We start from the raw sequence: 22,896 nt of genomic DNA on the forward strand, positions 1-22,896 counted from the left end.
CCTACCCGCCCGGGCTTTGCCTTAGGTTTTCCGGCAGCCAGGTGGCCAGATCCGGAAACCAGATCAAGACGAAGACCATCACCACCATGATCAGGAACATAGGGATTGCCGCGCGGGCGATATAGCTCATCTCATGGTTCGTCATGCCTTGCATCACGAACAGGTTGAAGCCGATTGGTGGTGTGATCTGCGCCATTTCAACGACAACCACGATAAAGATACCGAACCAGATCAAATCGATACCCGCGTCCCGGATCATCGGTTCCACCACGGCCATGGTCAATACAACCGAGGAAATGCCGTCAAGAAAACAGCCCAGAATGATGTAGAAGACCAGCAGAACCATCAGCAACTCAAACCGCGTCAGCTCCCACCCGGCGATTAGATCAGCCAGGCCGCGCGGCAGACCCGTGAAACCCATGGACAGCGATAGGAACGCAGCCCCTGCCAAGATCAGAGCGATCATCGCACTGGTCCGGGTGGCACCCATCAGGCTTTCAGTGAATGTTTTCCAAGTCAGGGACCCCTGCCCTGCGGCCAGCAACAGACCACCGATCACGCCAAAGGCGGCGGCTTCGGTTGCAGTGGCATAGCCCAGATACATTGACCCGATCACCACCATGATCAGCAGGATTACCGGCAGCAAAAAGCGTGAGTTCTTGAGTTTTTCAGAAAAGCTCAGCTTATTTTCGCTGTTTGGGTTCCAGTCTTTCCCGAATTTCGAATAAATTGCGACGTATCCCATGAACATCGTCGCAAGCACCAATCCGGGCAGAATGCCTGCAAAGAACAGTTTGGTGATCGATTCATTGATGGTCACGCCATACACGATCAACGTCAGCGACGGTGGGATCATCAGACCCAGTGTCGCCGCGCCGGTCAGTGTTCCGATGATCATTCGTTCGGGGTAATTGCGCTTGCGCAGTTCGGGGATCGACATCTTGCCAACCGTCGTCAGTGTTGCCGCCGACGAGCCAGACACGGCGGCAAAGACCGTGCAGCCAACAATGTTGGTATGCACCAATCCACCGGGCAAAGGTGCCATCCAGGGCGACAAACCTTTGAACATGTCCTCGGATAATCGCGTTCGATACAGGATTTCGCCCATCCAGATGAACATCGGCAATGCGGTCAGGGTCCAGGACGAGGACGCCGACCAGATGGTGGTGATCATCACGTCGCCGACGGGTCTTGTTGTGAACAGCTCCATCCCGACCCAGGCAACGCCCATAAGCGCCAGACCGACCCATACGCCGGTGCCCAACAAGGTGAAAAGAACAAAGAGGAAGAGGATGATGACAGACAGGTTTTCCATGCGCTTATTCCCCGTGGCTCTGATCGGCCAGATCGCGGACGATGCGGTGATTGCCACGGAACAGGACGTGGACCAGATGATCGGTCAGGGCGATTGCAAGAATGACCCCGCCGATCAGCATCGCAGACTGCGGAATCCACAGCGCGGTTTTGTCCTGACCCTGACTGATGTCGTTGAACTTCCAGCTCCAGTAGACAAAGCGATAGGCATACCAGCAAAAGTACCACATTACCGCTGCACCCACGGAAAAACACCATATTTCAAGGATGCGTCGAACCCGATCAGGAACCGCATTGAGTAGGATCGACACACGAATGTGGCTGCCTCGGTTCAGAGCATTGGCAAAGGCCAGAAATGACGCGGCGGCCATGGCATAGCCCGCGTAATCGGGGGCGCCGGGAAAAACTTCACCGGTCCAGCGGGCCAGCATTTGCACAACGATCAGCAGCAAAATGGCGATCAGGCTAAGCGCTGCCAGAACCCCTGCTGCCTGATAGATGAAATCCAATACGGACCTGAGCCCTCGTAGTGCCGCCATGCTGTCCCCACTATTAGTTATTCTATGGAAACGGGCAGCGGGTTGATCCGCCGCCCATCTCTGGCCAATTACTGAGACGAATTGAACGCATCGACGATGGCCTTGCCCTCGTCACCTGCGGCCTCAAGCCACTCATTGGTCATAGTGACACCGATCTCTTTCAACTCGTTGGTCATCTGCTCGGACGCCGGACCGACTGTCATGCCTCCATCACGCAGACCTTGCAGGGTAAAGCCGGTGTATTCCTTGGCGCGCCAATTGCCGGCATATTCGGCAAGCTCTGCACAGCCCTTGATGACGTTCTTGTTGGCATCAGAAACGCCAGCCCAGATGTCTGAGTTGACCATGACGTAGTTGCGCGGCAGCCACGCGTCCACTTCGTAGAAATAATTCAGGCTTTCCCAAACCTTGCGGTCATACCCCGTCGATCCCGACGACACCATCGAGTCCGCGACACCAGTGGCAAAAGCCTGGCTGATTTCTGCAGCCTCAATTGTCACAGGCAACATGCCGGTCAGTTCCGCCAAACGCGACGTGGCATTGTTATAGGACCGGAATTTGATGCCTTCCATGTCGGCGACAGAGTTCACCTCGTCTTTAAAGTACAGCCCTTGCGGCGGCCACGGCACGGCATAAAGCAACGTCAAGTTCTGTTCAGCCAGCAGATTTTCGATCGAGGGTCTTGCGGCCTCCCATAGCTTGGCGCTGTCATCGAACGACGTTGCCAGGAATGGGATCGAGTCGAACCCAAACAGTGCGTTTTCGTTCTGGTGACCGGACAGCAGACGCTCACCAATTGGGGCTTGCCCGGTTTGAATGGCACGCTTGATGTCGGCACCTTTGAATAGTGACCCGGACGGATGCGTGACGATTTCAACCTCACCACCGGTGCCTGTGGTCACGCATTTGGCAAATTCCGCACCCGTGGCCGAATGGAAGTTCGATGCCGAATATGCCATTGGCATATCCCATTTCTCGGCCATTGCCGGTGCGGTTGCTGCGGCTGTCAAAGCGGTTGCCGCCAGAAGGCTTGTCAATTTCTTCATCTTTTTCTCCCTGTTTAATTTTGTTTGCCGGCTTGTGTTACCGGACATTTCTTAAGTCGCGTAGCGAGACGGCGCATAGACGCTCATGTCTGCGTTTGGGGTCCTGCCCGCGATCATCTGCGCGAGCAGACGTCCTGTTTTTGGCCCGCCTGTCAGACCGATATGATGGTGGCCAAACCCCATAAATGCTCCGTCAATTCCCGGCACTTCGCCGATGATCGGGATCGAGTCCGCCGGTGCGGGCCGGTGCCCCATCCATTCTACTTCGTCCTTCCATGTCACGCCCGGAAAGGCCGCCCGGGCATTCTTGCGCATCAGTTCGATCGGTGCCCTTGAAGGCGGAGCGTCCAGCCCGCCGAATTCGACAATCCCGGCCAGCCGAATGCGGCCATCCATCGGCGTGGCGACGAACTTGCCCGAAGCAACCATAACCGGACTTTTTGGCATCGCGGAAGGTTCCACCAATTCAAGATGATAACCACGTTCTGTCTCCAGAGGAACAGAAACGCCCAATTTGCTGGCCAGAGGCCCGGACCAGACGCCCGCAGTGACAATGGCAGTGTCACAAGCAATTGTCTCACCAGCGGTCCGCACGCCGGTGACCTTGCCGTTATCGTGTACGACATCTTCAACAGCAGCACGGATGACCCTGCCGCCGTTGGCCTCGACATGTGCGGCGAGGTCTTTCACGTACCGCCCAGGATCGGTGATGTGTCCGTGATCAGAAAGCTTGGCAGCAAACCCGATATCTTTGCTGTAGATCGGGTCGTAGGCGTGGAACGCGGCACCCTCTAGTTCTTCCCACTTGAACCCGTGCTTGCGCCGAACACCCCAACCAAAGGCATCGCCTTCGAAATGCTGGCGGTTTTCGTACAGGAACAGGTAGTCGGATGGCATAATCCATTTCTCAGCCGCCGTACCCTGAGCCAGCGCCTGATGATCGTTTAGGCTGTCTCCGACAATGGGTGTTAGCGCGGCCGCGATACGTTCGACGTCACCTGCGTTTGCGTGTTTCAGATAGCGCGTCAACCACGGCAAGAGCTTGGGTACATAGCCCCATTTCATGAACAGAGGTTGCGACGGGTCAAACAGCATCCTTGGCGCTTTCTTAAGCAGCCCCGGCACTGTGACCGGAATGATCGAGCAAGAAGCCAGCACACCGCCATTGCCATGCGAAGTGCCCTCTCCGGGGCCGGCCTTGTCGATCAAGATAACATCATGTCCGTCACGTTGCAGCCAGACGGCGGTTGAGACACCAACTATACCGGCACCGATGATGGCAATTGTCTTTTTTTCGCTCATGCCGCCACCGCTTTAGAAACAGCATAGTGGTTCAGCTTTGCCTCGTCTGGCTTCCCTCCAAGACCCGGTGTGTCAGGGACTATGACCTGGCCCCTTTTCACCTCGAAAGGCTCCTCAAGAATGTCTTCTGCCAAGAAATAAGAGGCCTGATAAAACTCGCAGCCCAGCGTGACTTCCGGTGTGGCGGCGATCATGTGAGTGCCTGCCATATGTGCCAGACCTGCCTCGAACATATCTCCGCCATAAGCACTCAGGCCGTGTGCGGCGGCCATGCGAGCGACCGTTTGCCCGCGCGTCAATCCTCCGGATTTCATGATTTTGACCGAGACACCGTCGCAGATCCCTTCGCTTGCAGCCCGCTCCATGTCCTCGGGGCCAAAGACGCTTTCATCAGCGAGTAGCGGCACATCCGTCATTTGCCGCAGCTTCGCCATCATGCCGTAGTGATGTGCGCGTACCGGTTGTTCGATGAAATCGGGATTGAACGATGCCACGTCCCGCACCTGCGCCGGAGCGTCCTCGATTGACAGGCCTTGATTGTAATCAACACGCACTGAGAACTGTGGGTAATGCTTCGCCAAATACTCAAGGCGCATGATATCAAAAGCATGATCCTTGAACCCAGTCTTCAACTTCACGATCCTCACGCCGTCGTCCTCCAATCGGGCCAGAAGATCTATATCCTGCGCAAAATCGGGGTTAGCGATGGAGCAGCTTAGCGGGATCGCGTCGCGGCATTTCCCTCCCAACAAGGCCCAGACCGGAACGGCGCTGATCCTACCCGTCAAGTCAAGCAATGCTGCTTCCAACGCCGCTTTAGCCTCGGTGCAATGCGCCACCGCATATGAAGCACGCTCCATGATGGCGGCTCTGTCAGCAACCCTCGCCCCCATGACCAACGGACGGAGGTAGCGATTCAGGGCGGCGTATGTCGCTTCGGGCGTTCCGGTGAATACCGACCATGGTGAGGCTTCGCCATATCCGTGGCTACCATCCTCGGACGTCAGGCGAAGGACAACGACCTCGCACACGCCTTCGACAGATCCAATGCCGTGGTCCCGGCGGGATGTGACGGGCAGTTCAAGGTGCCACAGGTCGTAGCCGATGATTTTTTGTGACAGATCGACCATTCGTCCTCCCCAGCGGTAGGTGGAAGCCTGCCTTGACCTACATATCATTTCAAATACTATGTTTTCATAAGTCCATCATAATAAATGATAGGTTAAGCTATGTCTCTGCGCTTTCGTCAGTTGCAGGCGTTTCACGCCATCATGGAAACGGGTACCGTAACCGGGGCCGCGTCGGTTCTGGGAATCTCGCAACCGGGCATCAGCAATCTGTTGGCCCAGCTGGAACGCGAGGCCCGGTTGCCCTTGTTCGAACGCAACAAAGGACGTCTTTTGCCGACGCCAGAGGCCGAGCTTTTGTTTCGAGAGGTCGATACGGTGGTCCGCGGGCTGGATCACGTCGCGCAGGCCGTGTCGGATCTTCAGAACAAGCATCCCGGGCAATTGCAGGTCGCGGCACCCCATTTGTTGTCGTTCGGCTTCATGCCGCGGGAGATTGCACGCTTTGCCAAGTCACGCCCCAATCTATCCGTCAGCTTCCAGTCGCAGTATTCTTCGAAAATACAGGAGTGGGTAACTTCGGGCTTGTTCGAAATCGGCATCGTCGAGATGCCAATACTCCACGATACGCTGAACTATCAGGTCTTCCATTTTGAAACTATGGCCACGTTCCCCGAGGGTAGCCATTTGGCTACCCATGACGTTCTGACACCTGAGCTGTTGGAGAATGAGCCGTTCATCGTCATGGGCCCCGAGCACCAAACCCATCGCAGGACCCGCGACATTTTTCAGACTGCAGAGCGTACTTGGCAGACGCGAATACACACGCACTTGTCGGAAAACCTGCTGAGCTTTGTCAAACAGGGCATGGGCGTCGCGATGATTGATCCGTTCACAGTGACCTTCGATGAAGAGGGCGGATATCAAACCCGCCCCTTCACACCAGCCGTCACGCTGGATCTTGCAATAATCACCGCCAAAGGCCGTCCTTTATCGATGATTGCGCAGGAGTTTCTGGCCCAACTGACCCCGTCCATCGCGTCTTACGCCACCCATTCCGACACCGGTGCTGCAGCTTCGTGAAGCTGTTGTGAGTGGATGTCGACCAGCGTCGGGCCATCATGCTCAACGGCCTGCTTCAAAACTCTGCGCAGATCATCCGGGTCCTTCACTGTCCAGGATTTGACCCCAAATGCCGCCGCAACAGCGGCGTGATCGGTCCGATTGAAATCGACGTTGTAGTAACGCTGCCCAAAGCCTGCATCCTGACCCGCTTTGATCCAACCAAAGACTGAGTTCGAGAATACGATCGAGGTAATCGGCATTTTGTGCCGCACCATCGTTTCAAACTCACCGCAAGTGAAGCCAAACGATCCATCCCCCATAACGGACAATGTCTTGACCGATGGCCGACCTACATGGGCGCCCATCGCCGCACCAAGCGAATACCCCAACGCGCCATGTGCCCGATTGGTGATAAAATGCCGCCCCGGTTTGCGCCAGCGGTAATGGGCGCTGAAGTAAGGGCACGGAGTGCCCGGATCAGCGACGACAATCGCATCATCGTCCAGGATGTCTGCAAGAGCCGCCATTACGGCTTCGGGCCGGATCGGGGTGTCGCGACTGGCCGCAAGCGGAGCGAACGCCGCCAGCTTGGCTTCCCAAGCGGCACGGGCTTGGGCCGCTCCACCAAAACCTGGCAGATCGTGCCGCGTCTCAAGCGACCGCGCCAAAGCCTCAAGCGCCAACCGGGCATCGGCACAAATGGCGACTTCGGTCTGATAATTTGCGCCGATCACCATCGGGTCGCTGTCTATATGGATGATAGTGGCATCTCGCCCGGGGCTGCGCCAGCGTTCGGTCGTGACCGACCCCGCGCGGCATCCGACAAATATGACCACATCGGCCTGATCCACAATGGCGCGCGTGGCCGGAACACCACCGTTCGAGCCAACGACGCCCAAGGCCAGCGGATCCGTTTCGGCAATGGAACCCTGACCGGAAACTGTTGTGGCAACTGGGATATCCAACAGGGTGGCAACACGGTGCAATGCCTCTTCGGCCCCGGACAGAACCGGCCCGCCGCCGCAAACGATGACTGCTGATTTGGCTTTGGCCAGGATATCCGCAGCCGCTTCAATGGCATCCAGATCCGGTCCAGCCCGTTCAGCGGGATAGCTGCGGTGGCGTGCATCTGCCCAAACCTCAGCTTCGTCCACCGGACCTTTCTGCGTATCAAAGGGCAGCGCCAGATGTGTGGCTCCTGGCGTTCCGGTCGTCATTGCACGAAACGCAGCCCGCACCATCGCAGGCAAACGCGAGGCGTCGTCCAGAGACGCATTCCACTTTGCCAACGGCTTGAACAGCGCAGCCTGATCCAACTCAGTCAACGGGTATTTTCCGCGGCTGGTCGTCGCCACGTCAGAGGTGATCGCCAGAATGGGAACCGAGCTTTCGCTGGCCTCGATCACCCCCGGCAGTATGTAGGTTGCCCCGCCTCCGGACGGGCCTTCGCAGACGCCCGGCTTGCCAGTGACGCGTGCGTATCCATCCGCCATATAGGCCGCGTGACGTTCATCCCGGGTCAGTATGTGCTGAATACCATGATCCATCCGCGCTAACGCGTCATAGAAGGGCAGCGTTGTATCACCGCACAGGCCGAACATGTGTTTCACGCCGTGTGCTTCCAACATGCGCACCATTGCTTCGGCTCCTGTCAGATAATTCGTCCCGGTCATGGCTGGGTTTCCTTTGATTTCATTCTGCACACAGAGCTGTATACAGTTTTGTATATTGATTTCAAGAGCAACCTGTGGCACGCCTTAGCAAACGGAAAAAGGCGGCACTTATGGCAGGTCCACGCGTTGATGACATCTATGATCAGGTAAAGGCGATGGCCGTCTCGTTTCACCTTCGACCTGGTGATCGGTTAAACGAAGTGGCTTTGTCGAAGGAATTGGGCGTCAGCCGAACCCCCCTGCGCGAGGCCTTGAACCGGTTGGTGGCCGAACACCTGTTCGACTTTCGCCCTGGCCTGGGCTTTTTCTGCCGCCCGCTGGACCCGCAGAGCGTGTTTGATCTGTTCGAGTTGCGCCAGATCATCGAATCCGCCGCCGCGCGCATTGCTTGCGCGAAGGCGTCTGACAAAGATCTACAAACACTTCGGGATGAGCTTTACGCGACCGGCATCGACATCACCGGCCTGACCGTCGAAGAAGCGGTTAGCAGAGACGAAGATTTTCATCTGGGCATTGCCAGGCTATCGGGCAACAACGAACTGGTGCAAACCCTGACCCGGATCAACGAACGCATCCGATATATCCGCTGGGTTTCCATGAGCTTGGATCGGGTTCAACGCTCTAAAGACGAACATAAACGGGTCATGCAGGCCCTGCTGGATCGCGACGCGGATGAGGCCGCGCGCGTACTGGGTGCCCATATTTCCAAGCGAATGGATCAGGTGCAGGACGCCGTGCGCCACGGGATATCCAGCATCTACATGGAAGGGTCCGAAGACATTTCGGCACGAATAATCGAGGAGGCGCACGGATGATCGCCCAAGGCGGCAAATCTATTTACGGAGCGTCGGTGGGTATTCTGATGCTAGACGCCCAATTCCCACGCATCCCCGGTGATATGGGAAATGCGCTGACATGGCCTTTTCCGGTGCTCTATCGCATTGTTCGGGATGCCTCGCCGGACCTGGTCGTTCGACACCGGGCCGAGGGCATGTTGGACGCATTCATTGATGCCGCGCGAGAACTGGTCAAGGACGGCGCGGATGGCATTACCACCAATTGCGGGTTTCTGTCCCTGTTTCAGAAAGAGCTGTCCGAGGCTGTGCCGGTTCCTGTTGTGACCTCATCTTTGATGCAGGTGGAGATGGTGAACGGTATCCTTCCGGCCGGAAAACGCACGGGGGTTCTGACCATCTCTGCCTCCACTTTGACCCGTGAACATCTGCGCTGTGCTAAGGTTCCGGACGATACACCCATCGGATCCACCGAAGGCGGGCGCGAATTCACACGCGCGATACTTGGGAACGAACTTGCCCTGGATGTTGATAAGGCCCGTGCCGATAACGTTGATGCCGCGCTTGCGTTGCAGTCTCAAAACCCTGAACTCGGCGCAATTGTTCTGGAATGCACGAATATGTGCCCTTACGCGGCAGATATTCAGCGCGCCACAGGATTGCCCGTCTTTTCCATCGTGACATTGGTCAGTTGGTTTCAGGCCGGGCTTTTGCCGCCGCGCTTCCCCGGTCCTTAGGAGGCACAACGGCCGTTCGATTCCACCAATTCGTGCATTGCGCTTACTGGCAAAAGACCGTAAGCGTCCCGCCCGCCGGTCGCAGCCTACCCGGTTATCAAAACAAGGACTGAAAACATGAAAACTACATTGGTCTGCTCCGGCGGACTGGATTCCGTGTCGCTTGCGCATGTGCTGGCCGCGGAAGGAAACCTGTCACGGCTTGTGTCTTTCGACTATGGCCAGCGCCACACCAAAGAGCTGACCTTCGCTGCCCTCTCCGCAGAGCGGCTGAGCGTGCCTCATCACGTGATCGACCTGCGTTCTGTCGGCGCGTCGCTGACAGGCTCGGCCTTGACCGACGATGTCGACGTGCCTGACGGGCATTACGCGGAAGAAACGATGAAGGTCACGGTTGTCCCCAACCGCAATGCGATCATGCTGACCATCGCTTATGGCGTGGCAGCAGCGCAGCGTGACGATGCGGTCGCGACCGCTGTGCATGGCGGCGACCATTTCATCTATCCCGATTGCCGCCCGGCATTCACCGATGCGTTTGACACCATGCAGCGCGCCGCGTTGGACGGCTACGCGGATGTGGCGCTGCATGTGCCATTCGTGCACCGCAGCAAAGCCGATATTGTCCGCGAAGGCGCGCGCGTGGGTACCCCGTTCGATCAGACGTGGTCCTGCTACAAGGGCGGCGATTTGCATTGTGGCCGTTGCGGAACATGCGTTGAACGGCGCGAGGCGTTTGATCTGGCCGTTGTACCGGACCCAACGCAATATGAAGACGCCAAATTCTGGAAGTCGGCCATCGCGGGGGCACAGGTCTGATGTACCGGATCACCAAGGAATTCCACTTTTCCGCCTCGCACCAGCTGACCCACCTGCCCGAAGATCATCAGTGTGCCCGGATGCATGGACACAACTATGTCGTCGTGGTCGAATTGGCCCGGCGCGAGTTAAACGCGGATGGGTTCGTGCGGGATTACCACGAGCTGAAATCGCTCAAGACCTATATCGACGACGAATTTGACCACCGGCACCTGAACAATGTGCTGAACGTCGTGTCGACTGCCGAAAACCTCGCGCGGCACTTCTTTGACTGGTGCGCGGCCCGCTGGCCCGAAACCGCTGCGGTGAAAGTGTCCGAGACGCCCAAGACATGGGCCGAGTATCGCCCATGACCCTTAGAATATCAGAAATTTTCGGCCCCACAGTACAGGGCGAAGGCGCGCTGATCGGTCAGCCGACGGTATTTGTACGCTCGGGCGGGTGCGATTTCCGGTGCAGCTGGTGCGACAGCCTCCATGCTGTCGACAGCGCCTATCGCCACGATTGGGCAGCAATGGAAACGCAGGCCGTCTGGTCTGAGGTTCAGCGTTTGTCAGGCGGGCGGCCACTGACCGTGTCTCTGTCTGGCGGAAATCCCGCCATTCAGGATTTTGGCCCGCTGATCCGGCAGGGCAAAGCGGAAGGCTATGCCTTTTTATGCGAAACCCAAGGGTCAATCGCAAAGCCGTGGTTTTCCGACCTTGCTATGCTTGTTCTCAGCCCGAAACCCCCCAGCAGTGGCGAGGATATGGATTGGACGGCGTTTGACGCCTGCCTCAACGTGCGCCCTGCGCAAACTGTCCTCAAGATCGTGATCTTTGACGACACTGATTTTGACTGGGCACGCAGCGTAGCCGACCGGTATCCGGACCTTCCGCTTTACCTTCAACCCGGTAACCCGGAAACCGATCCGGCCAGCCCGGTTGATTTGACCAATGCCACCAGCCGTGTGGAATGGCTGATAGATAAGACTTTGAATGCCGGTTGGTTCGCGCCTCGCATTCTGCCCCAGCTACATGTGCTGATCTGGGGCAACAAACGCGGCGTCTGACTGCAGGAGAGATAACATGACCGATAGTATCTACAGTAACCTCACCCAGTTGGGCGGAGACACCAAAATGCCAGCCAGCCCGGAAGAGGCGGTTCTGGAACGCGTGCAGAATCCGCAGGCTGATGTGGATTACAACGTGCGCTTTACCGCGCCCGAATTCACCTCGCTTTGTCCGATGACGGGCCAGCCGGATTTTGCCCACCTGGTGATAGATTACGTGCCCGATCAGTGGTTGGTGGAAAGCAAGGCGCTCAAGTTGTTTCTGGGCTCATTTCGCAATCATGGCGCCTTTCACGAAGATTGCACCATCTCGATTGCCCGCCGGCTGCAGGAGTTTCTGGAGCCAAGGTGGCTGCGTATCGGAGGGTACTGGTATCCGCGCGGGGGCATTCCGATCGACGTGTTCTGGCAAACTGGCCCAACGCCCGAAGGCGTCTGGATCCCGGATCAGGGTGTGCCGCCTTACCGTGGGCGTGGTTGACCACGATGATTTGAGAGGCGTGTAGGCCCCAGCCTGACAAGCAATCAAAGGGGCCCCTACACCGGTTCGAAACGTGGCGCTTTGGCACTGGTGGTAATTTTGTTTCGTCCAGGCTTGTGGTTTTGAAACATCATGACAATTCAGCGTTGATGGGTTAGATGTTCTTTTAATGTAAGAACGAATTCCTGGTGACGTTTGTGGAACAGGTGGCTTTTAATTTTGAGATGGGTGTTGTTTGCGCCCTTCTTGCCTTCACCGTATTTCTCTTTGTATCCGAAATCGTCAGAATTGACCTTTCTGCCATACTTGTTCTGGTCCTTATCGGCCTTCTCAGTTACGCGCCCGGGCTCGAAAAACTCGCTGACGTGCCGCACCTGTTTGATGGATTTGCATCCAATGCGGTGATTTCCATTATCGCGGTCATGATCGTCGGCGCGGGCCTCGACAAGACCGGCATAATGAACAAAGTCGCCGCTGTTATTCTGAAATATGGCGGTACGTCCGAGAAACGCGTGCTACCTATTATTTCGGGCACTGTTGGGGTCATTTCCTCGTTCATGCAGAACGTTGGGGCCGCTGCGCTGTTTCTTCCGGTCGTCAGCCGAATATCTTCCCGATCGGGCATCCCGTTGTCGCGCTTGCTGATGCCCATGGGATTCTGCGCCATCCTTGGCGGAACAATGACGATGGTCGGATCTTCGCCTCTTATATTGCTGAACGATCTGATCCAGTCAGCCAACAATAGCCTGCCCGACGGTCAGAAAATGGAACAGTTCGGCCTGTTTTCTGTGACGCCGATCGGGATTGTTCTGATCCTGACTGGCATTGCCTACTTTCTGCTGCTGGGTCGGTGGGTTTTACCGGGTGATGAGGGATCGGAAAACACCGGAACCGGACAGGGAACGCAGGAGTATCTGCAACGTGTCTACGGCCTGAAAGCCGATGTTTTTGAAGTAATCGTTCCAGCCGAAAGCCCTTTGGTCGGGCAGATTTTGGCCGACATAAACCACGAAAACCACCTGTACATCATTTCGACATTCTATCGCGGCAAAACCTCGATGGTTCAGGTCCTGACGGCCGAAATTGCTGCACCTTGCCGGTTGGCGATCATTGGTCGACGCTGGGTCGTAGAGGAGTTTGCGCAGAAATACGGGCTGACCGTGCTGCCGGCGTTGGACATCTTTGTCGAAGAATTCGCACCAACCAATGCAGGCATCGCCGAAGTTGTCATAACACCCGACAGCAAACTGATTGGGAAATGCCCACGCGAGCTATTGTTCCGCAAAACATATGGCATGTCGTTGCTTGCCATTCATCGCGGCGAGGAAACGCTCAGCCATGTTGAATCCGAAACGCACGAGTCCACTCAAATCGGGCTTGAGGAGTTTCACGCAGGCGACATGCTAGTGGCCCATACACGGTGGGACAACTTGATGCGGATCAAGCGCGATCCCGATTTTGTGGTCGTCACCACCGACTTCCCGCAAGACGAACTGCGCCCGCAAAAGGTCGGTTGGGCGCTGGCGTTTTTCGCCGTTTCCTTGTCGATGATCCTGTTCACCGACATTCGGCTCTCGCTCTGTCTATTAACCGGAGCCGCGGGAATGATGCTGACACGTGTGTTGAGTGTCGATGAAGCCTACCGTGCGGTCGGATGGAATACTGTTTTTCTGCTCGCATGCCTTATTCCATTGGGTCAGGCGGTACAGAATACCGGCACGGCTGCGTGGATTGCACAACAGATCATGATCATTCTGGACGGCTGGCCGATCTGGTCCCTTCAGGCAGGCGTTGCGGTTCTGGCTACGGCGTTTTCGTTGGTGATGTCCAATGTCGGCGCCACTGTTCTGCTTGTGCCATTGGCCGTTTCCATTGCGGTGGCAGCTGGCGGAAATCCGGCCGTGTTTGCCCTGACGGTTGCCATATCAACATCGAACAGCTTCATAATCCCGACCCATCAGGTAAACGCCCTGATCATGGGTCCTGCAGGGTATAAAGTCATGGACTTTGTGCGCTCAGGGGGGGTCATGACGATCCTGTTTCTTGTTGTTTCACTCCTGATGCTCAATTTGCTGTACTGACCGCTTAGACAAGCAGGAATGGGTCCATGGTGCTGACAATGCGCTGACGCTCTGCAGCTGCAAACTACCGCTCACTGAATGCACGTTCCATTGTCATCTGCACCGGCTTCAACAGGTAGGAAAGCAGCGTCTGTTCGCCCGTCGTCATTTCCGCAACAACAGTCATCCCAGCTTGAAGTGGACGTTCCCACGGGCCCGTACCAACCTTGGTTTCGGCCAATTGAAACGAGGCCCTGAAATAGGTTTCACCGGTTTGTTCATCGGTCAGAGGCACAGGATAGATGGATTGCAGGCGTCCTTCAACCTTACCGAAACGCCTGGCATCAAACGTGTCTACGCTTACTGAAACCGGCTGATCCACCGCAACATGGCCGACCTCGGAATTGGTGATACGTGCTTCTACGACCAAGGCGCGACGGGTTGGCAAAATCTCAAAAATCACTTCGCCCGGCGCGATGACTTCCCCTGGGTTAGGAAATGTTACCGCCTGTATAGTTCCACGTGCTGGGGCAGAAATACGCAGTGCAGACAATTTGGAATTTACGACGTCTAGCGATATCTCCAACTCCACGCGCTTTTGCTCAAGTTCGGCCCATCGGGTCAGCACCTCATCTCGCAACGCCAGGGTTTCTTCTGCTTTGGCTGCGCGGGCCAGCATCAATGCGCTCTGGGCTTCGGCAAGGCGCACCCGAGCGTCCGATGCAGCCGCGCGAACCGCGTCCACTTCATCCTCTTCCTCAAGGAAATCGCTCAGGGATTTTAGACCCTGCGTCCGCAACTGTGCGTATCTCTCAAGAATCTCCTCTTTCTTTCGAACGCGGTCCTGCGCGAATTGCGTGGCCCGTATCAGAATATCCAACGTCCCTTCTTGCTGTTTGATCGAGGCCAGCTGAATGCGTTGGCTTTCAGCATAAAGGTCCAGCCTTGCGGCCGCAGAAGTCAGGCCCTTGCCCTTGAGCGCATCAATTTCCGCCTTGTCAGGCACAGCTTCGCGATCCAATACCGCCAGTACAGCAGACGCTGTGGCCAGGTCTCGCTGAACCGCAGCAAGCTGGCCGGACGTAACATCTCTTTCCCGCGTCAGATCCGGGTGATGCAGCTCAACCAGCAAATCCCCCGCTTCAACCAGCTGACCATCGCGGACGTGAACAGCCCGGACAATGCCGCCGGGCATCGTTTCGATTTGTGGATACGCGCCAACTGGCAGGATCGTCCCTGGGGCGCGGGTGACCTGGGGAACAGCAGTTTGCCCTGCCAGAACCACCAGGCATCCAACCATGGCCGAAAGCGCAAGCGACAGGAAAGCCGCAAATCGTGGCCGCCGCATTCGACGCCTCCAATTTGCGCGTTCCATTGGACCGGACGTGTCACTTTTCTTTGAACCTGACTTCACTGTGCCCTCCCAAGCGTTTTCAATACGGCCTGAAGTTTCTTGCGACCCGCATCACCAGTGCTGTTCACGACAACCTTGTCCCCGTTCAGAAAGATGAAGCGGTCTGCAATCTGCATGAATGAGCGATCCGCCGTTGCTATGGCCACTGTCTTGTGTCCTTGCTGCGCGCGGATCCAGTTTCTGAAACACGCACGCCGATGGTCGGACAGGCCGTTGGTTGGCTCGGAAAACAGATAGACCGAAGAAAGTCGCGCCATGCTGCGTGCAAGGACCAGCGACTTTAAGGTTGCCGATGGCATCTGCGCCAGGTCACCGTCGGTCAAACGAGTGTCGATGCCGTTTGGCAGAAGCCCTTGGTCATCCAGCAAATCCATGTCAGTCAAAGCAGACATTATGTTGTCATCAGTAAGAGACGGCGAAGCCAATCGAAAGTTCTGGGCAACAGTGCCGTAGAACATCGACATGTTGTAAGTGGCGTAGGTTATGGATTTACGCAATTCGTCCCTGGCGATCTGACGAATGTCGATGCCGTCATGTTCAATCGTACCAGCCAGAGGCGTATAGAGGCCGTCGATCAGATCCAGCACCGCTGTGCGACCTGCCGCATCGCTGCCCATGACCAGTACCACTTCGCCCGGATCACAGTTGAAACTGGCTTGCGAAAGGACAGGCGCGTTCAAAGGGTCCGGCCGGTACGTGACAGAGGAAAATGCAATCGCGCCGCTTAAAGTTTTTTGGTGCGTTTGTTCCAGCCCCACTTCGATCTCTTCGCCAAGATCAAGGACGCGATCTGCCTGATTTCGACTGCTTCGGAAGGAAAGGATCTGGGGGAAGCTGGAATATAGAGACTGAATCGGCGCCAGGATTTTGGACACCAACGCAATCGAGGCGATCAACGCACCAAAACTGATATCACCGCGCAACGCGCCATGCGCGCACAAGATGATTGCCCCCATCGTCGCAAGTGCCGTGACGGATTGAGCCAATGATTGCGCGAGCGCCTGAAACTGACGGCTGCGGCGCGCGGCCGCTTCTGCGCGCTGTGCAAGACGTATGCAGCGGTCCAACCATTGGTTTTGCATCCCCAGATTTGCAATGGCCCGCTGGTTAAGAATAGCGTCCTGAACGCCCGACTGGCTAGCGGCGGTGGCCTCTGCCATTTTTTGATCCAACCGTTTTTGGTTTGGGATGATGATTGCGCCAAGCAAGACAAGAAAGACCGCCAAGCCGAGAGTCAGCAGCCCGACCTGCGGTGCGAGATATGCAAGGACCGCAAAGAAAATCACCACGAATGGCAGATCCAGAAGGGTCGTCATGACCTGCCCGGTAAATGCATCGCGCAAGGATTCGAATTGGCGAAAACGCGATAGCTGTTGGTTTACATCCGTTTTCCCAAGCTGGCTCAGCGGCAGTGACATCAGTTTGCGAAACAGCGCAATCATCAACTGACGTTCTCCACGCCAGCCAACATATGCCAGCGCCCGCGTGCGCGCATGGCGGAAGCACAGGTCTGACGCCCCCACAATCACCACACCAATCATCAGCGAAACCAGCAAACTGACAGAACCCGACGGGATGACCCGCTCATAGATGCCCATGATCAGCAAGGGAGCCATAAGCCCCAGAACGTTGGACAACAACGAGACGATCAGCAGCCAGGGCAACATCGTGCCTAATTCTGCGAATGCCGAGCGGACAGATGTGAACCGCCTATCTGTCTGGTGATGCGTGAAGCGGTCGATCCGGATGACGGTGCACCATCGGCGGCCGGGCTTGAGGTGGTTCAGATCTGGGTTCAGATCTTCGCTGATTTGCAGCGTGCCACCTATCCGATCCAACGCAAGGTAGCAGGCACCTTTGTCCGGTATGATCAATGCCGGGCATTCGTGATCCGTGATCTCGCGTTCACGACATCTGATCTGCGTGTAGGGGATACTGAGGTTTTCCAACGTCTCGAAAATGTCATCCGGGCGGAGCCGATCCAGCACGTGCGGAAACGCCTCAAGCAGCCGGTCTTCATTATTGCGCCAGCCGCGCGCCAATAGCAGTCTAAACAGCAACCCGCTTGCAATCTGAGTGTTCATTACGGTCATGCGGCACCCTTTTTCCAGGCTTCCGCGGCAGTCCGTTCAAGATCTGCGTCCACCGCCCATGCCGCCAGATCCAGGGCGTTTGACAAACTTAAGCAAACGCACCTGTCCGTTATCTGCCTCATCCGAGGGTCCGGGCTTGCCACAAACATCGTAGGCCGCGGAGAAACGGATTGGAGGTAATCCGCCAGAGCTTGGCGTTCCATTGTATCTAAAACCGCTGTTGGTTCATTCATCAAAAGCACCCGCGGCCGCAGCGCCAAGGCCCGTGTCAATGCAATGAGATGACGGTTCACCGGGTCGGCCTCAAACCCGGTTCCGGTGTTAAGCAGGGTTGCATAACCCATGGGCAAACGGTGAATGCGTTTCTCTAGCCCAAGTGCGACGGCAATCTGCTTGGCGCGATCAACGGTCTCTGCGTCACTAAAAGCGCTGATGTTTTCAACCAGTGTTCCCGACAGGATCGCGGGCTCGGCTTCGAGCGCAACCAGCGCATCGTGCCCGCGCCACCCGGTCAGCTGTGAGGCCGGTATGCCACCAATGGACAACCTGCCCTCATCAGGTTCTCGCTGCCCCGTCATTGCGTCAAACAACGCTTCGACCATCCAGCTTTCTTCGGGCTCAATCAAAACGCCCTGCCCTTGCTCCACCTGAATGTTGAGGGGCGAGAAAGCTCTCCCCTCTCCCTTCAAACGGCGCATGGACAAACCGGAAACCCTGATCTGATCCAAGTGATTGTAGGAAAGCCCTACACTTTGCCCGATTTCAAGCTGTTCCATTTCGTGCAATCGTGCTTGTGAAATGGCAGAGTTTTCCGACTGAACCCACATCGCCATGAGTTTGGTCAAAGGCTGGATAATTCGGCCATTCAACAGCATGCAGGCAGCCAATTCGGCGATGCCGATCAGGTTGATGATCACCAGGTAGGCCCCCAGCAGCCCCATCGCAGCAACAGTCATCTGCGAAAAGATGGCTCCAAAGCTTTGTGCAAAGCCCGAAAATTGGATCAGCTTTTTGCTGATATCGACGGTCTGATCTTCAAGCAATTCAAAGCGGCGGGCCATTTGTGGCTCCATCCGGTTTGCCTTGACCGTGGGCATGTTCGACAAAATCTCGGTCAAGAACGCGTATCGGCGTGTGTCCAGGGACTTGCGGTGCTTGAACAAAGCCCACTGCCCCCGCTTCATGACCGCTGCGAAGATGATCACAACGCAAAACGCGCCCAATGGCACCAAAATCAGCCACCCCCCGATCAATCCGATCAAAATCGCAAACAAGACCGTAAAGGGCAGATCAATCGAGAGTGTTTGCCCTTGCCCCGAATGGTAGTCCCGCAACTGGCCGATAGCTGCGTAGCGTTCCGCATAATTGCTGGCGGGTTCGCGTGAGAAGGCCAGAGAATTCGCGTTCAGGACTTTGGTCATAAAGCGGCGGTAATTCCAGACCGCTGCCCCCTCAGCCGAGGTTGTCAAAAGGACGGCACGGCACTGTCTAAGCAACAGCTCCATAAAGGCTCCGATCACCAGTGCCACCGTCAATACGCGCAGCGTGTCTGTAGACTGAAATGGGATAACCCGATCGAATATCAGCAAGATGGAAATCGGCATCAAAAGCGACAGAATATTCATAGTCAGAGAGGCAACCCAAAGCGGGATATCAAAGTGAGGTGCCGAAATGCGACCAACAAATCCACGCGGTTCCATGATGCTTTTCACCCCCTTGGTCATTTCAGCAGGAGTGGTCGGCTTCCGTTTAAGACCCGTAAATTCTCCGGCACATCTTGCCTAAGATTTGCCTTTAAATTTAATCGCTTAGTTGCCCGTTATGGGCGGAGGCGTGTTACCTAAAACGGTGAATCAGCTGTTGTTTGGGGAATTGTGCGATGGGTAAACTAGAGAACGACCTGAATTTTAACACAAGGTCCGCACAGGCCGATATGGACGAACAACACGAGATCGCCTCTCATCTTTCCCGCAGTGTTGTCGAGCCAAGCGAAGATCCGACGCGCAGTTCGTTACACACAGGCCAACAGTTCTCTGGGACATTGGAACGCAACACTCGGAACGAGGGTTCCCCGGAAGAGTTGAACCCTCGCACCGTGCATGCACAACAATCCGGCAACGTCACAAACACTGATCCTGTCGCCCACACTTTTCATTCAACGAGCTCGTCGGCTGGGTCAATTGCACAAAACCCCAAGGCAGAGGCGACGGAAATTGACGAAAGCGCGGCCGGAATGGAAACAATCAGTGCTGCAATTTCAACGCCCCAAACAATCAAAGGTGTGGGAAAAACCCATGTAAGCGGTCCGGCCTCTCGTCCAGAGCCGCCAAGCGTACCCAATCTGGATGCAGCGCCGGCAGTTTCAACCGACACACAGACCGAAAACAACGCGCCGCAAGAGGTCACTCTGGACAACACATCTGTTGCAGAGAACGCCAATGGCGCGGTGATCGGAAACATTTCCATCGTGGACCCGGATGCGTCGGACACGCACAGCTTTGACATCTCAGACGACCGTTTTGACATCGTTGACGGCAAGTTGCAGCTAAAGCCTGGCATTGCTCTGGATCATGAGGAAGCGGCACGGATAGAAGTCGACGTCACGGTCACGGACTCTCGCGGGGCCACCCTGACCGAGAGTTTCATCGTGGAGGTTCAGGATGTGAACGAGGGTCCGACAGGCCTTGTGCTGGACAACACTTCAGTCGCCGAGAACGCCAACGGCGCGGTGATCGGAAACATCTCGATCGTCGACCCGGATGCGTCGGACATGCACAGCTTTGACATCTCGGACGACCGCTTTGACATCGTTGACGGCAAGTTACAACTAAAGCCCGGGATTGCACTGGATCATGAGGAAACGGCACAGATAGAAGTCGACGTCACGGTCAAGGACTCTCGTGGGGCCACTCTGGCCGAGAGTTTCATCGTGGAGGTTCAGAATTTGAACGAGAATCCGATAGGTCTTGTGCTGGATAACACCTCTGAAAACCTCATTCAGAATGGCAGTTTCGAAGAATTTGACTTGGATAAAGGCAGGTGGAAAGGCTTTGGCTCGGATGAAAGCGGATCCTGGCAAGACGCACATGGAATGGAAATCTGGGATCATTTAGGCGGTACGAAAGCGTCCGATGGCGATCAGCTGCTCGAGATGGATCATGGTCGGGGCATCGACAGTATTTCCCAGGTCGTCCAGACAGAGGATGGTCAGCTCTATGATCTGGGCATTGACCTGCGTGAGCGCCTCGCAGGTGGAACCGATACAGTCGAGGTCTATTGGAACGGCAATCTGGTGGCGGAGCTGGACCCGCAATCCGCTGATTGGGAGACGTTCCAGATGCAGGTTGTTGGAACCGGGCAAGACACGCTGGAACTGCGCGAACCTGAGGGCCAGAATGATACCTACGGCGCCCTGGTTGATAACATCACTCTGACCGCCGCGCAGCAGACAGTGGCCGAAAACGTCGATGGGGCCGTTGTGGGGCAACTCAGTTTCGTGGATGCGGATTTGCACGACACCCATAAGTTTGAAATCTCGGATGACCGGTTCGAAGTTATTGACAATCAACTGCGTCTGAAACCCGGCGTGGCAATGGACTATGAAGAGGCATCCTCGGTCACTATTGATGTCACGGTGATTGACGAAGGCGGGTTACGTCAGATCGAAAGCTTTACGGTCAATGTGGCAGATACGGACGAGATGACGTTTTCGTCAGGGTTTCACGCCAAATACTTCGACGTTGATCATCGTCTTTCCAAACTGGAAGACATCAACTGGACCGCAGAGCCGACCCATGAAGAAGTTAAGCCCGAAATCAACTACGCTAACGGTCACGACACATTCTGGGATGGAGGCGCAAAAGACACGTTTGGCGTCCAGATCAATGGCAGTATCGAGGTTGAGCAAGGCGGAACATTCACTTTCTTTCTGGGCGCCGATGACGGCTCGATGTTGGTAATCAACGGCCAACCGGTCGTTGAAAATGATGGGCTACACGGGTTTCGAACTCGAACAGGTGAAGTTGAGCTTGAACCGGGAACACATTCGATCGAAATCCGATACTTCGAAAATTACGGCCGGGCTGGACTGAAGCTTGAATGGGAGGGCCCAGGTCTTGACGGACGTGAGGTGGTTACAGCCCCGGACATGTCCGAGGCCCAAACCGTTTCGGGGATGCCGCTGGCCATTGATGTGGATATGGGAACGCTCAGCGTGACCGATGAAACCACGTTCGAACTGACAGGTCTGCCCACCGGAACAATTGTCGAGGCTGGCGGAACCGCATTCACAGCAAACGCGGACGGGATCGCAGAGATGGAAGGCTGGCAAGGTGAGATGATCACCATAACACCGCCGCCAGAGTTTGCGGGAATAGTCGAAGCAGCCCTGCATCATTCTACGCCGACCGGTGAAAACAGCAGTCACGACGGCGTACAATACCTGACTTTCGAAGTAACTCAGGCCGACATGCCCTCACCAGATGTCAAAATTGTGGGCGGATTCCGTGCCAGTTATTTTGACATGGACAACAGGTTGTCAAAGTTGGACGACATCGACTGGTCCGCTGACCCGGCGCATCGGGAATTTGTGCCTGAAATCAATTTTGAAAACAGTCGCAACTCATTCTGGGAAGGCGGTTCAAGGGATACGTTTGGGGCAAAGCTCGAAGGTAAGATCACAATAGAAGAAGGCGGTTCCTACACTTTTTTTGCCGGTGCGGACGATGGCGTAGCAGTCTTCGTCAACGGGGTTAGGATTGTGGACAATGATGGTCTGCATGGGTTCCGGACGCGGTCCGGAGAAATCGACCTGGAACCTGGCACTTATGATATCGAAGTTCGGTATTTTGAGAACTACGGCCGTGCGGGGTTGAAATTGGAATGGGATGGGCCCGACACAACGGGGCGTGAGCTTTTGCAGGCCGACCCAGCCCCGAATTTTGGTGAAAACGGGGCTTTTGAAGTCGCAATCGAGCTGGACCAAGCAAGTGATCAGGCTGTTGTATCATTGGAAGGGCTACCACCAAATACGCTTCTGATCAGCGGTGAGGATTCACTGATGACTGATGGCGGTTCGGCGGATCTGTCCGGCTGGGATCTCGACTTTCTTGAGATATCCCCGCCCCCAGGATTCGAAGGCTCAATCGACGGAGAAATCTTGGTGACGGACACCGGATTTAATGGGGCGCAATTGACCTCGGAGATTCCCTTTGCGCTGGAGGTCGGGCAGACAGATGAAGATGCAAAAGACTTTGCCATTGATCTGTCCGAAACGCTTGCTGCGACAATGCAGGTTGAACCGCCGGAGCCGTGGCACATAGATCAGTCGCAAAGTGACGCGGAAAACGACGGTGATGTCATGGCCGAAGCGGTACTGACCAACCCGGGCTCTGAGATCTCGTGTATCCAGACCGAAGCCTATGAGCGCATTGATTGGTAGCAAT

18 protein-coding genes are annotated in these 22,896 nt (G+C 56.0%); 9 read left to right on the forward strand and 9 right to left on the reverse strand.

What is annotated here, in order from left to right; translation table 11 throughout:
• Position 1: 1 nt before the first annotated feature.
• The 5 genes from AC2FJE_RS11180 to AC2FJE_RS11200 all read right to left on the reverse strand — a co-directional run bounded on the left by AC2FJE_RS11180 (position 2) and on the right by AC2FJE_RS11200 (position 5,331).
• Entirely contained in the window at positions 2–1,315 is a 1,314-nt protein-coding gene (locus AC2FJE_RS11180) for a TRAP transporter large permease (protein ID WP_496760952.1), read from the reverse strand.
• A gap of 4 nt (positions 1,316–1,319) precedes the next feature.
• Positions 1,320–1,853, reverse strand: a complete 534-nt coding sequence (locus AC2FJE_RS11185; RefSeq protein ID WP_058272118.1) for a TRAP transporter small permease — start codon at positions 1,851–1,853, stop codon at positions 1,320–1,322.
• A 68-nt stretch (positions 1,854–1,921) separates the two neighbouring features.
• Positions 1,922–2,899 carry a TRAP transporter substrate-binding protein gene (locus tag AC2FJE_RS11190; RefSeq protein WP_109311038.1) on the reverse strand — a complete coding sequence of 326 codons (978 nt, stop codon included), beginning with the start codon at positions 2,897–2,899 and terminating at the stop codon, positions 1,922–1,924.
• Positions 2,900–2,950: 51 nt separating this feature from the next.
• Positions 2,951–4,201, reverse strand: coding sequence for an NAD(P)/FAD-dependent oxidoreductase (locus AC2FJE_RS11195; protein ID WP_496755960.1), 1,251 nt, complete (start codon positions 4,199–4,201; stop codon positions 2,951–2,953).
• Positions 4,198–5,331, reverse strand: a complete 1,134-nt coding sequence (locus AC2FJE_RS11200) for an enolase C-terminal domain-like protein (RefSeq protein ID WP_496755957.1) — start codon at positions 5,329–5,331, stop codon at positions 4,198–4,200. The genes AC2FJE_RS11195 and AC2FJE_RS11200 overlap by 4 nt, the downstream gene beginning before the upstream one ends.
• Positions 5,332–5,430: 99 nt before the next feature.
• Here AC2FJE_RS11200 and AC2FJE_RS11205 point away from each other — a divergent pair, with 99 nt between their 5' ends.
• Positions 5,431–6,351, forward strand: a complete 921-nt coding sequence (locus tag AC2FJE_RS11205) for a LysR family transcriptional regulator (RefSeq protein WP_496697872.1) — start codon at positions 5,431–5,433, stop codon at positions 6,349–6,351.
• Here the strand turns inward: AC2FJE_RS11205 and AC2FJE_RS11210 are convergent.
• The gene (locus AC2FJE_RS11210; RefSeq protein WP_496697874.1) at positions 6,312–8,006 is read right to left on the reverse strand and encodes a thiamine pyrophosphate-binding protein; all 1,695 of its coding nucleotides are present in this window, start codon (positions 8,004–8,006) and stop codon (positions 6,312–6,314) included. The two genes, AC2FJE_RS11205 and AC2FJE_RS11210, sit on opposite strands and share 40 nt — an antisense overlap.
• 110 nt (positions 8,007–8,116) lie before the next feature.
• On the opposite strand from AC2FJE_RS11210, the gene AC2FJE_RS11215 reads away from it, so the two are divergent.
• From AC2FJE_RS11215 to AC2FJE_RS11245, 7 genes are all read left to right on the forward strand, one after another.
• The gene (locus AC2FJE_RS11215; RefSeq protein ID WP_496697876.1) at positions 8,117–8,821 is read left to right on the forward strand and encodes a GntR family transcriptional regulator; all 705 of its coding nucleotides are present in this window, start codon (positions 8,117–8,119) and stop codon (positions 8,819–8,821) included.
• On the forward strand, positions 8,818–9,537 hold the full coding sequence (locus AC2FJE_RS11220; protein ID WP_496755950.1) for an aspartate/glutamate racemase family protein: 720 nt from the start codon (positions 8,818–8,820) through the stop codon (positions 9,535–9,537). Before AC2FJE_RS11215 ends, AC2FJE_RS11220 begins: the two co-directional genes overlap by 4 nt.
• A 117-nt stretch (positions 9,538–9,654) precedes the next feature.
• Positions 9,655–10,353, forward strand: coding sequence for a 7-cyano-7-deazaguanine synthase QueC (gene queC, locus AC2FJE_RS11225; RefSeq protein WP_496755948.1), 699 nt, complete (start codon positions 9,655–9,657; stop codon positions 10,351–10,353).
• Positions 10,353–10,706, forward strand: a complete 354-nt coding sequence (queD, locus tag AC2FJE_RS11230; RefSeq protein WP_108859686.1) for a 6-carboxytetrahydropterin synthase QueD — start codon at positions 10,353–10,355, stop codon at positions 10,704–10,706. The genes queC and queD overlap by 1 nt, the downstream gene beginning before the upstream one ends.
• Positions 10,703–11,404 carry a 7-carboxy-7-deazaguanine synthase QueE gene (gene queE / locus AC2FJE_RS11235; RefSeq protein ID WP_496755946.1) on the forward strand — a complete coding sequence of 234 codons (702 nt, stop codon included), beginning with the start codon at positions 10,703–10,705 and terminating at the stop codon, positions 11,402–11,404. Before queD ends, queE begins: the two co-directional genes overlap by 4 nt.
• 16 nt (positions 11,405–11,420) lie before the next feature.
• Positions 11,421–11,885: a preQ(1) synthase gene (gene queF, locus AC2FJE_RS11240; RefSeq protein WP_108859684.1), complete on the forward strand. Its 465-nt coding sequence runs from the start codon at positions 11,421–11,423 to the stop codon at positions 11,883–11,885.
• A gap of 224 nt (positions 11,886–12,109) precedes the next feature.
• Entirely contained in the window at positions 12,110–13,966 is a 1,857-nt protein-coding gene (locus AC2FJE_RS11245; protein ID WP_496706322.1) for an SLC13 family permease, read from the forward strand.
• Between the two features lie 64 nt (positions 13,967–14,030).
• On the opposite strand, the gene AC2FJE_RS11250 is transcribed toward AC2FJE_RS11245, so the two are convergent.
• The 3 genes from AC2FJE_RS11250 to AC2FJE_RS11260 form a co-directional block, all read right to left on the reverse strand.
• Positions 14,031–15,293 carry an HlyD family type I secretion periplasmic adaptor subunit gene (locus AC2FJE_RS11250; RefSeq protein WP_496755944.1) on the reverse strand — a complete coding sequence of 421 codons (1,263 nt, stop codon included), beginning with the start codon at positions 15,291–15,293 and terminating at the stop codon, positions 14,031–14,033.
• A 62-nt stretch (positions 15,294–15,355) separates the two neighbouring features.
• A complete protein-coding gene (locus tag AC2FJE_RS11255; protein WP_496755942.1) occupies positions 15,356–17,452 on the reverse strand; it encodes a peptidase domain-containing ABC transporter in 2,097 nt (698 codons plus the stop codon).
• Complete coding sequence (locus tag AC2FJE_RS11260; RefSeq protein WP_496706285.1) at positions 17,449–19,152, reverse strand: ABC transporter transmembrane domain-containing protein; 1,704 nt, start codon at positions 19,150–19,152, stop codon at positions 17,449–17,451. The genes AC2FJE_RS11255 and AC2FJE_RS11260 overlap by 4 nt, the downstream gene beginning before the upstream one ends.
• 179 nt (positions 19,153–19,331) lie before the next feature.
• On the opposite strand from AC2FJE_RS11260, the gene AC2FJE_RS11265 reads away from it, so the two are divergent.
• Entirely contained in the window at positions 19,332–22,892 is a 3,561-nt protein-coding gene (locus AC2FJE_RS11265) for a PA14 domain-containing protein (RefSeq protein ID WP_496760953.1), read from the forward strand.
• Positions 22,893–22,896: the final 4 nt, after the last annotated feature.

It is taken from the genome of Ruegeria sp. CDSC002, from assembly GCF_059610905.1.

Coding starts and splice junctions, on each gene's coding strand:
- AC2FJE_RS11180 (WP_496760952.1), bottom strand. CDS start 1,315: ATGGAAAACCTGTCTGTCATCATCCTCTTCCTCTTTGTTCTTTTCACC.
- AC2FJE_RS11185 (WP_058272118.1), bottom strand. CDS start 1,853: ATGGCGGCACTACGAGGGCTCAGGTCCGTATTGGATTTCATCTATCAG.
- AC2FJE_RS11190 (WP_109311038.1), bottom strand. CDS start 2,899: ATGAAGAAATTGACAAGCCTTCTGGCGGCAACCGCTTTGACAGCCGCA.
- AC2FJE_RS11195 (WP_496755960.1), bottom strand. CDS start 4,201: ATGAGCGAAAAAAAGACAATTGCCATCATCGGTGCCGGTATAGTTGGT.
- AC2FJE_RS11200 (WP_496755957.1), bottom strand. CDS start 5,331: ATGGTCGATCTGTCACAAAAAATCATCGGCTACGACCTGTGGCACCTT.
- AC2FJE_RS11205 (WP_496697872.1), top strand. CDS start 5,431: ATGTCTCTGCGCTTTCGTCAGTTGCAGGCGTTTCACGCCATCATGGAA.
- AC2FJE_RS11210 (WP_496697874.1), bottom strand. CDS start 8,006: ATGACCGGGACGAATTATCTGACAGGAGCCGAAGCAATGGTGCGCATG.
- AC2FJE_RS11215 (WP_496697876.1), top strand. CDS start 8,117: ATGGCAGGTCCACGCGTTGATGACATCTATGATCAGGTAAAGGCGATG.
- AC2FJE_RS11220 (WP_496755950.1), top strand. CDS start 8,818: ATGATCGCCCAAGGCGGCAAATCTATTTACGGAGCGTCGGTGGGTATT.
- queC (WP_496755948.1), top strand. CDS start 9,655: ATGAAAACTACATTGGTCTGCTCCGGCGGACTGGATTCCGTGTCGCTT.
- queD (WP_108859686.1), top strand. CDS start 10,353: ATGTACCGGATCACCAAGGAATTCCACTTTTCCGCCTCGCACCAGCTG.
- queE (WP_496755946.1), top strand. CDS start 10,703: ATGACCCTTAGAATATCAGAAATTTTCGGCCCCACAGTACAGGGCGAA.
- queF (WP_108859684.1), top strand. CDS start 11,421: ATGACCGATAGTATCTACAGTAACCTCACCCAGTTGGGCGGAGACACC.
- AC2FJE_RS11245 (WP_496706322.1), top strand. CDS start 12,110: ATGGGTGTTGTTTGCGCCCTTCTTGCCTTCACCGTATTTCTCTTTGTA.
- AC2FJE_RS11250 (WP_496755944.1), bottom strand. CDS start 15,293: ATGCGGCGGCCACGATTTGCGGCTTTCCTGTCGCTTGCGCTTTCGGCC.
- AC2FJE_RS11255 (WP_496755942.1), bottom strand. CDS start 17,452: ATGACCGTAATGAACACTCAGATTGCAAGCGGGTTGCTGTTTAGACTG.
- AC2FJE_RS11260 (WP_496706285.1), bottom strand. CDS start 19,152: ATGGAACCGCGTGGATTTGTTGGTCGCATTTCGGCACCTCACTTTGAT.
- AC2FJE_RS11265 (WP_496760953.1), top strand. CDS start 19,332: ATGGGTAAACTAGAGAACGACCTGAATTTTAACACAAGGTCCGCACAG.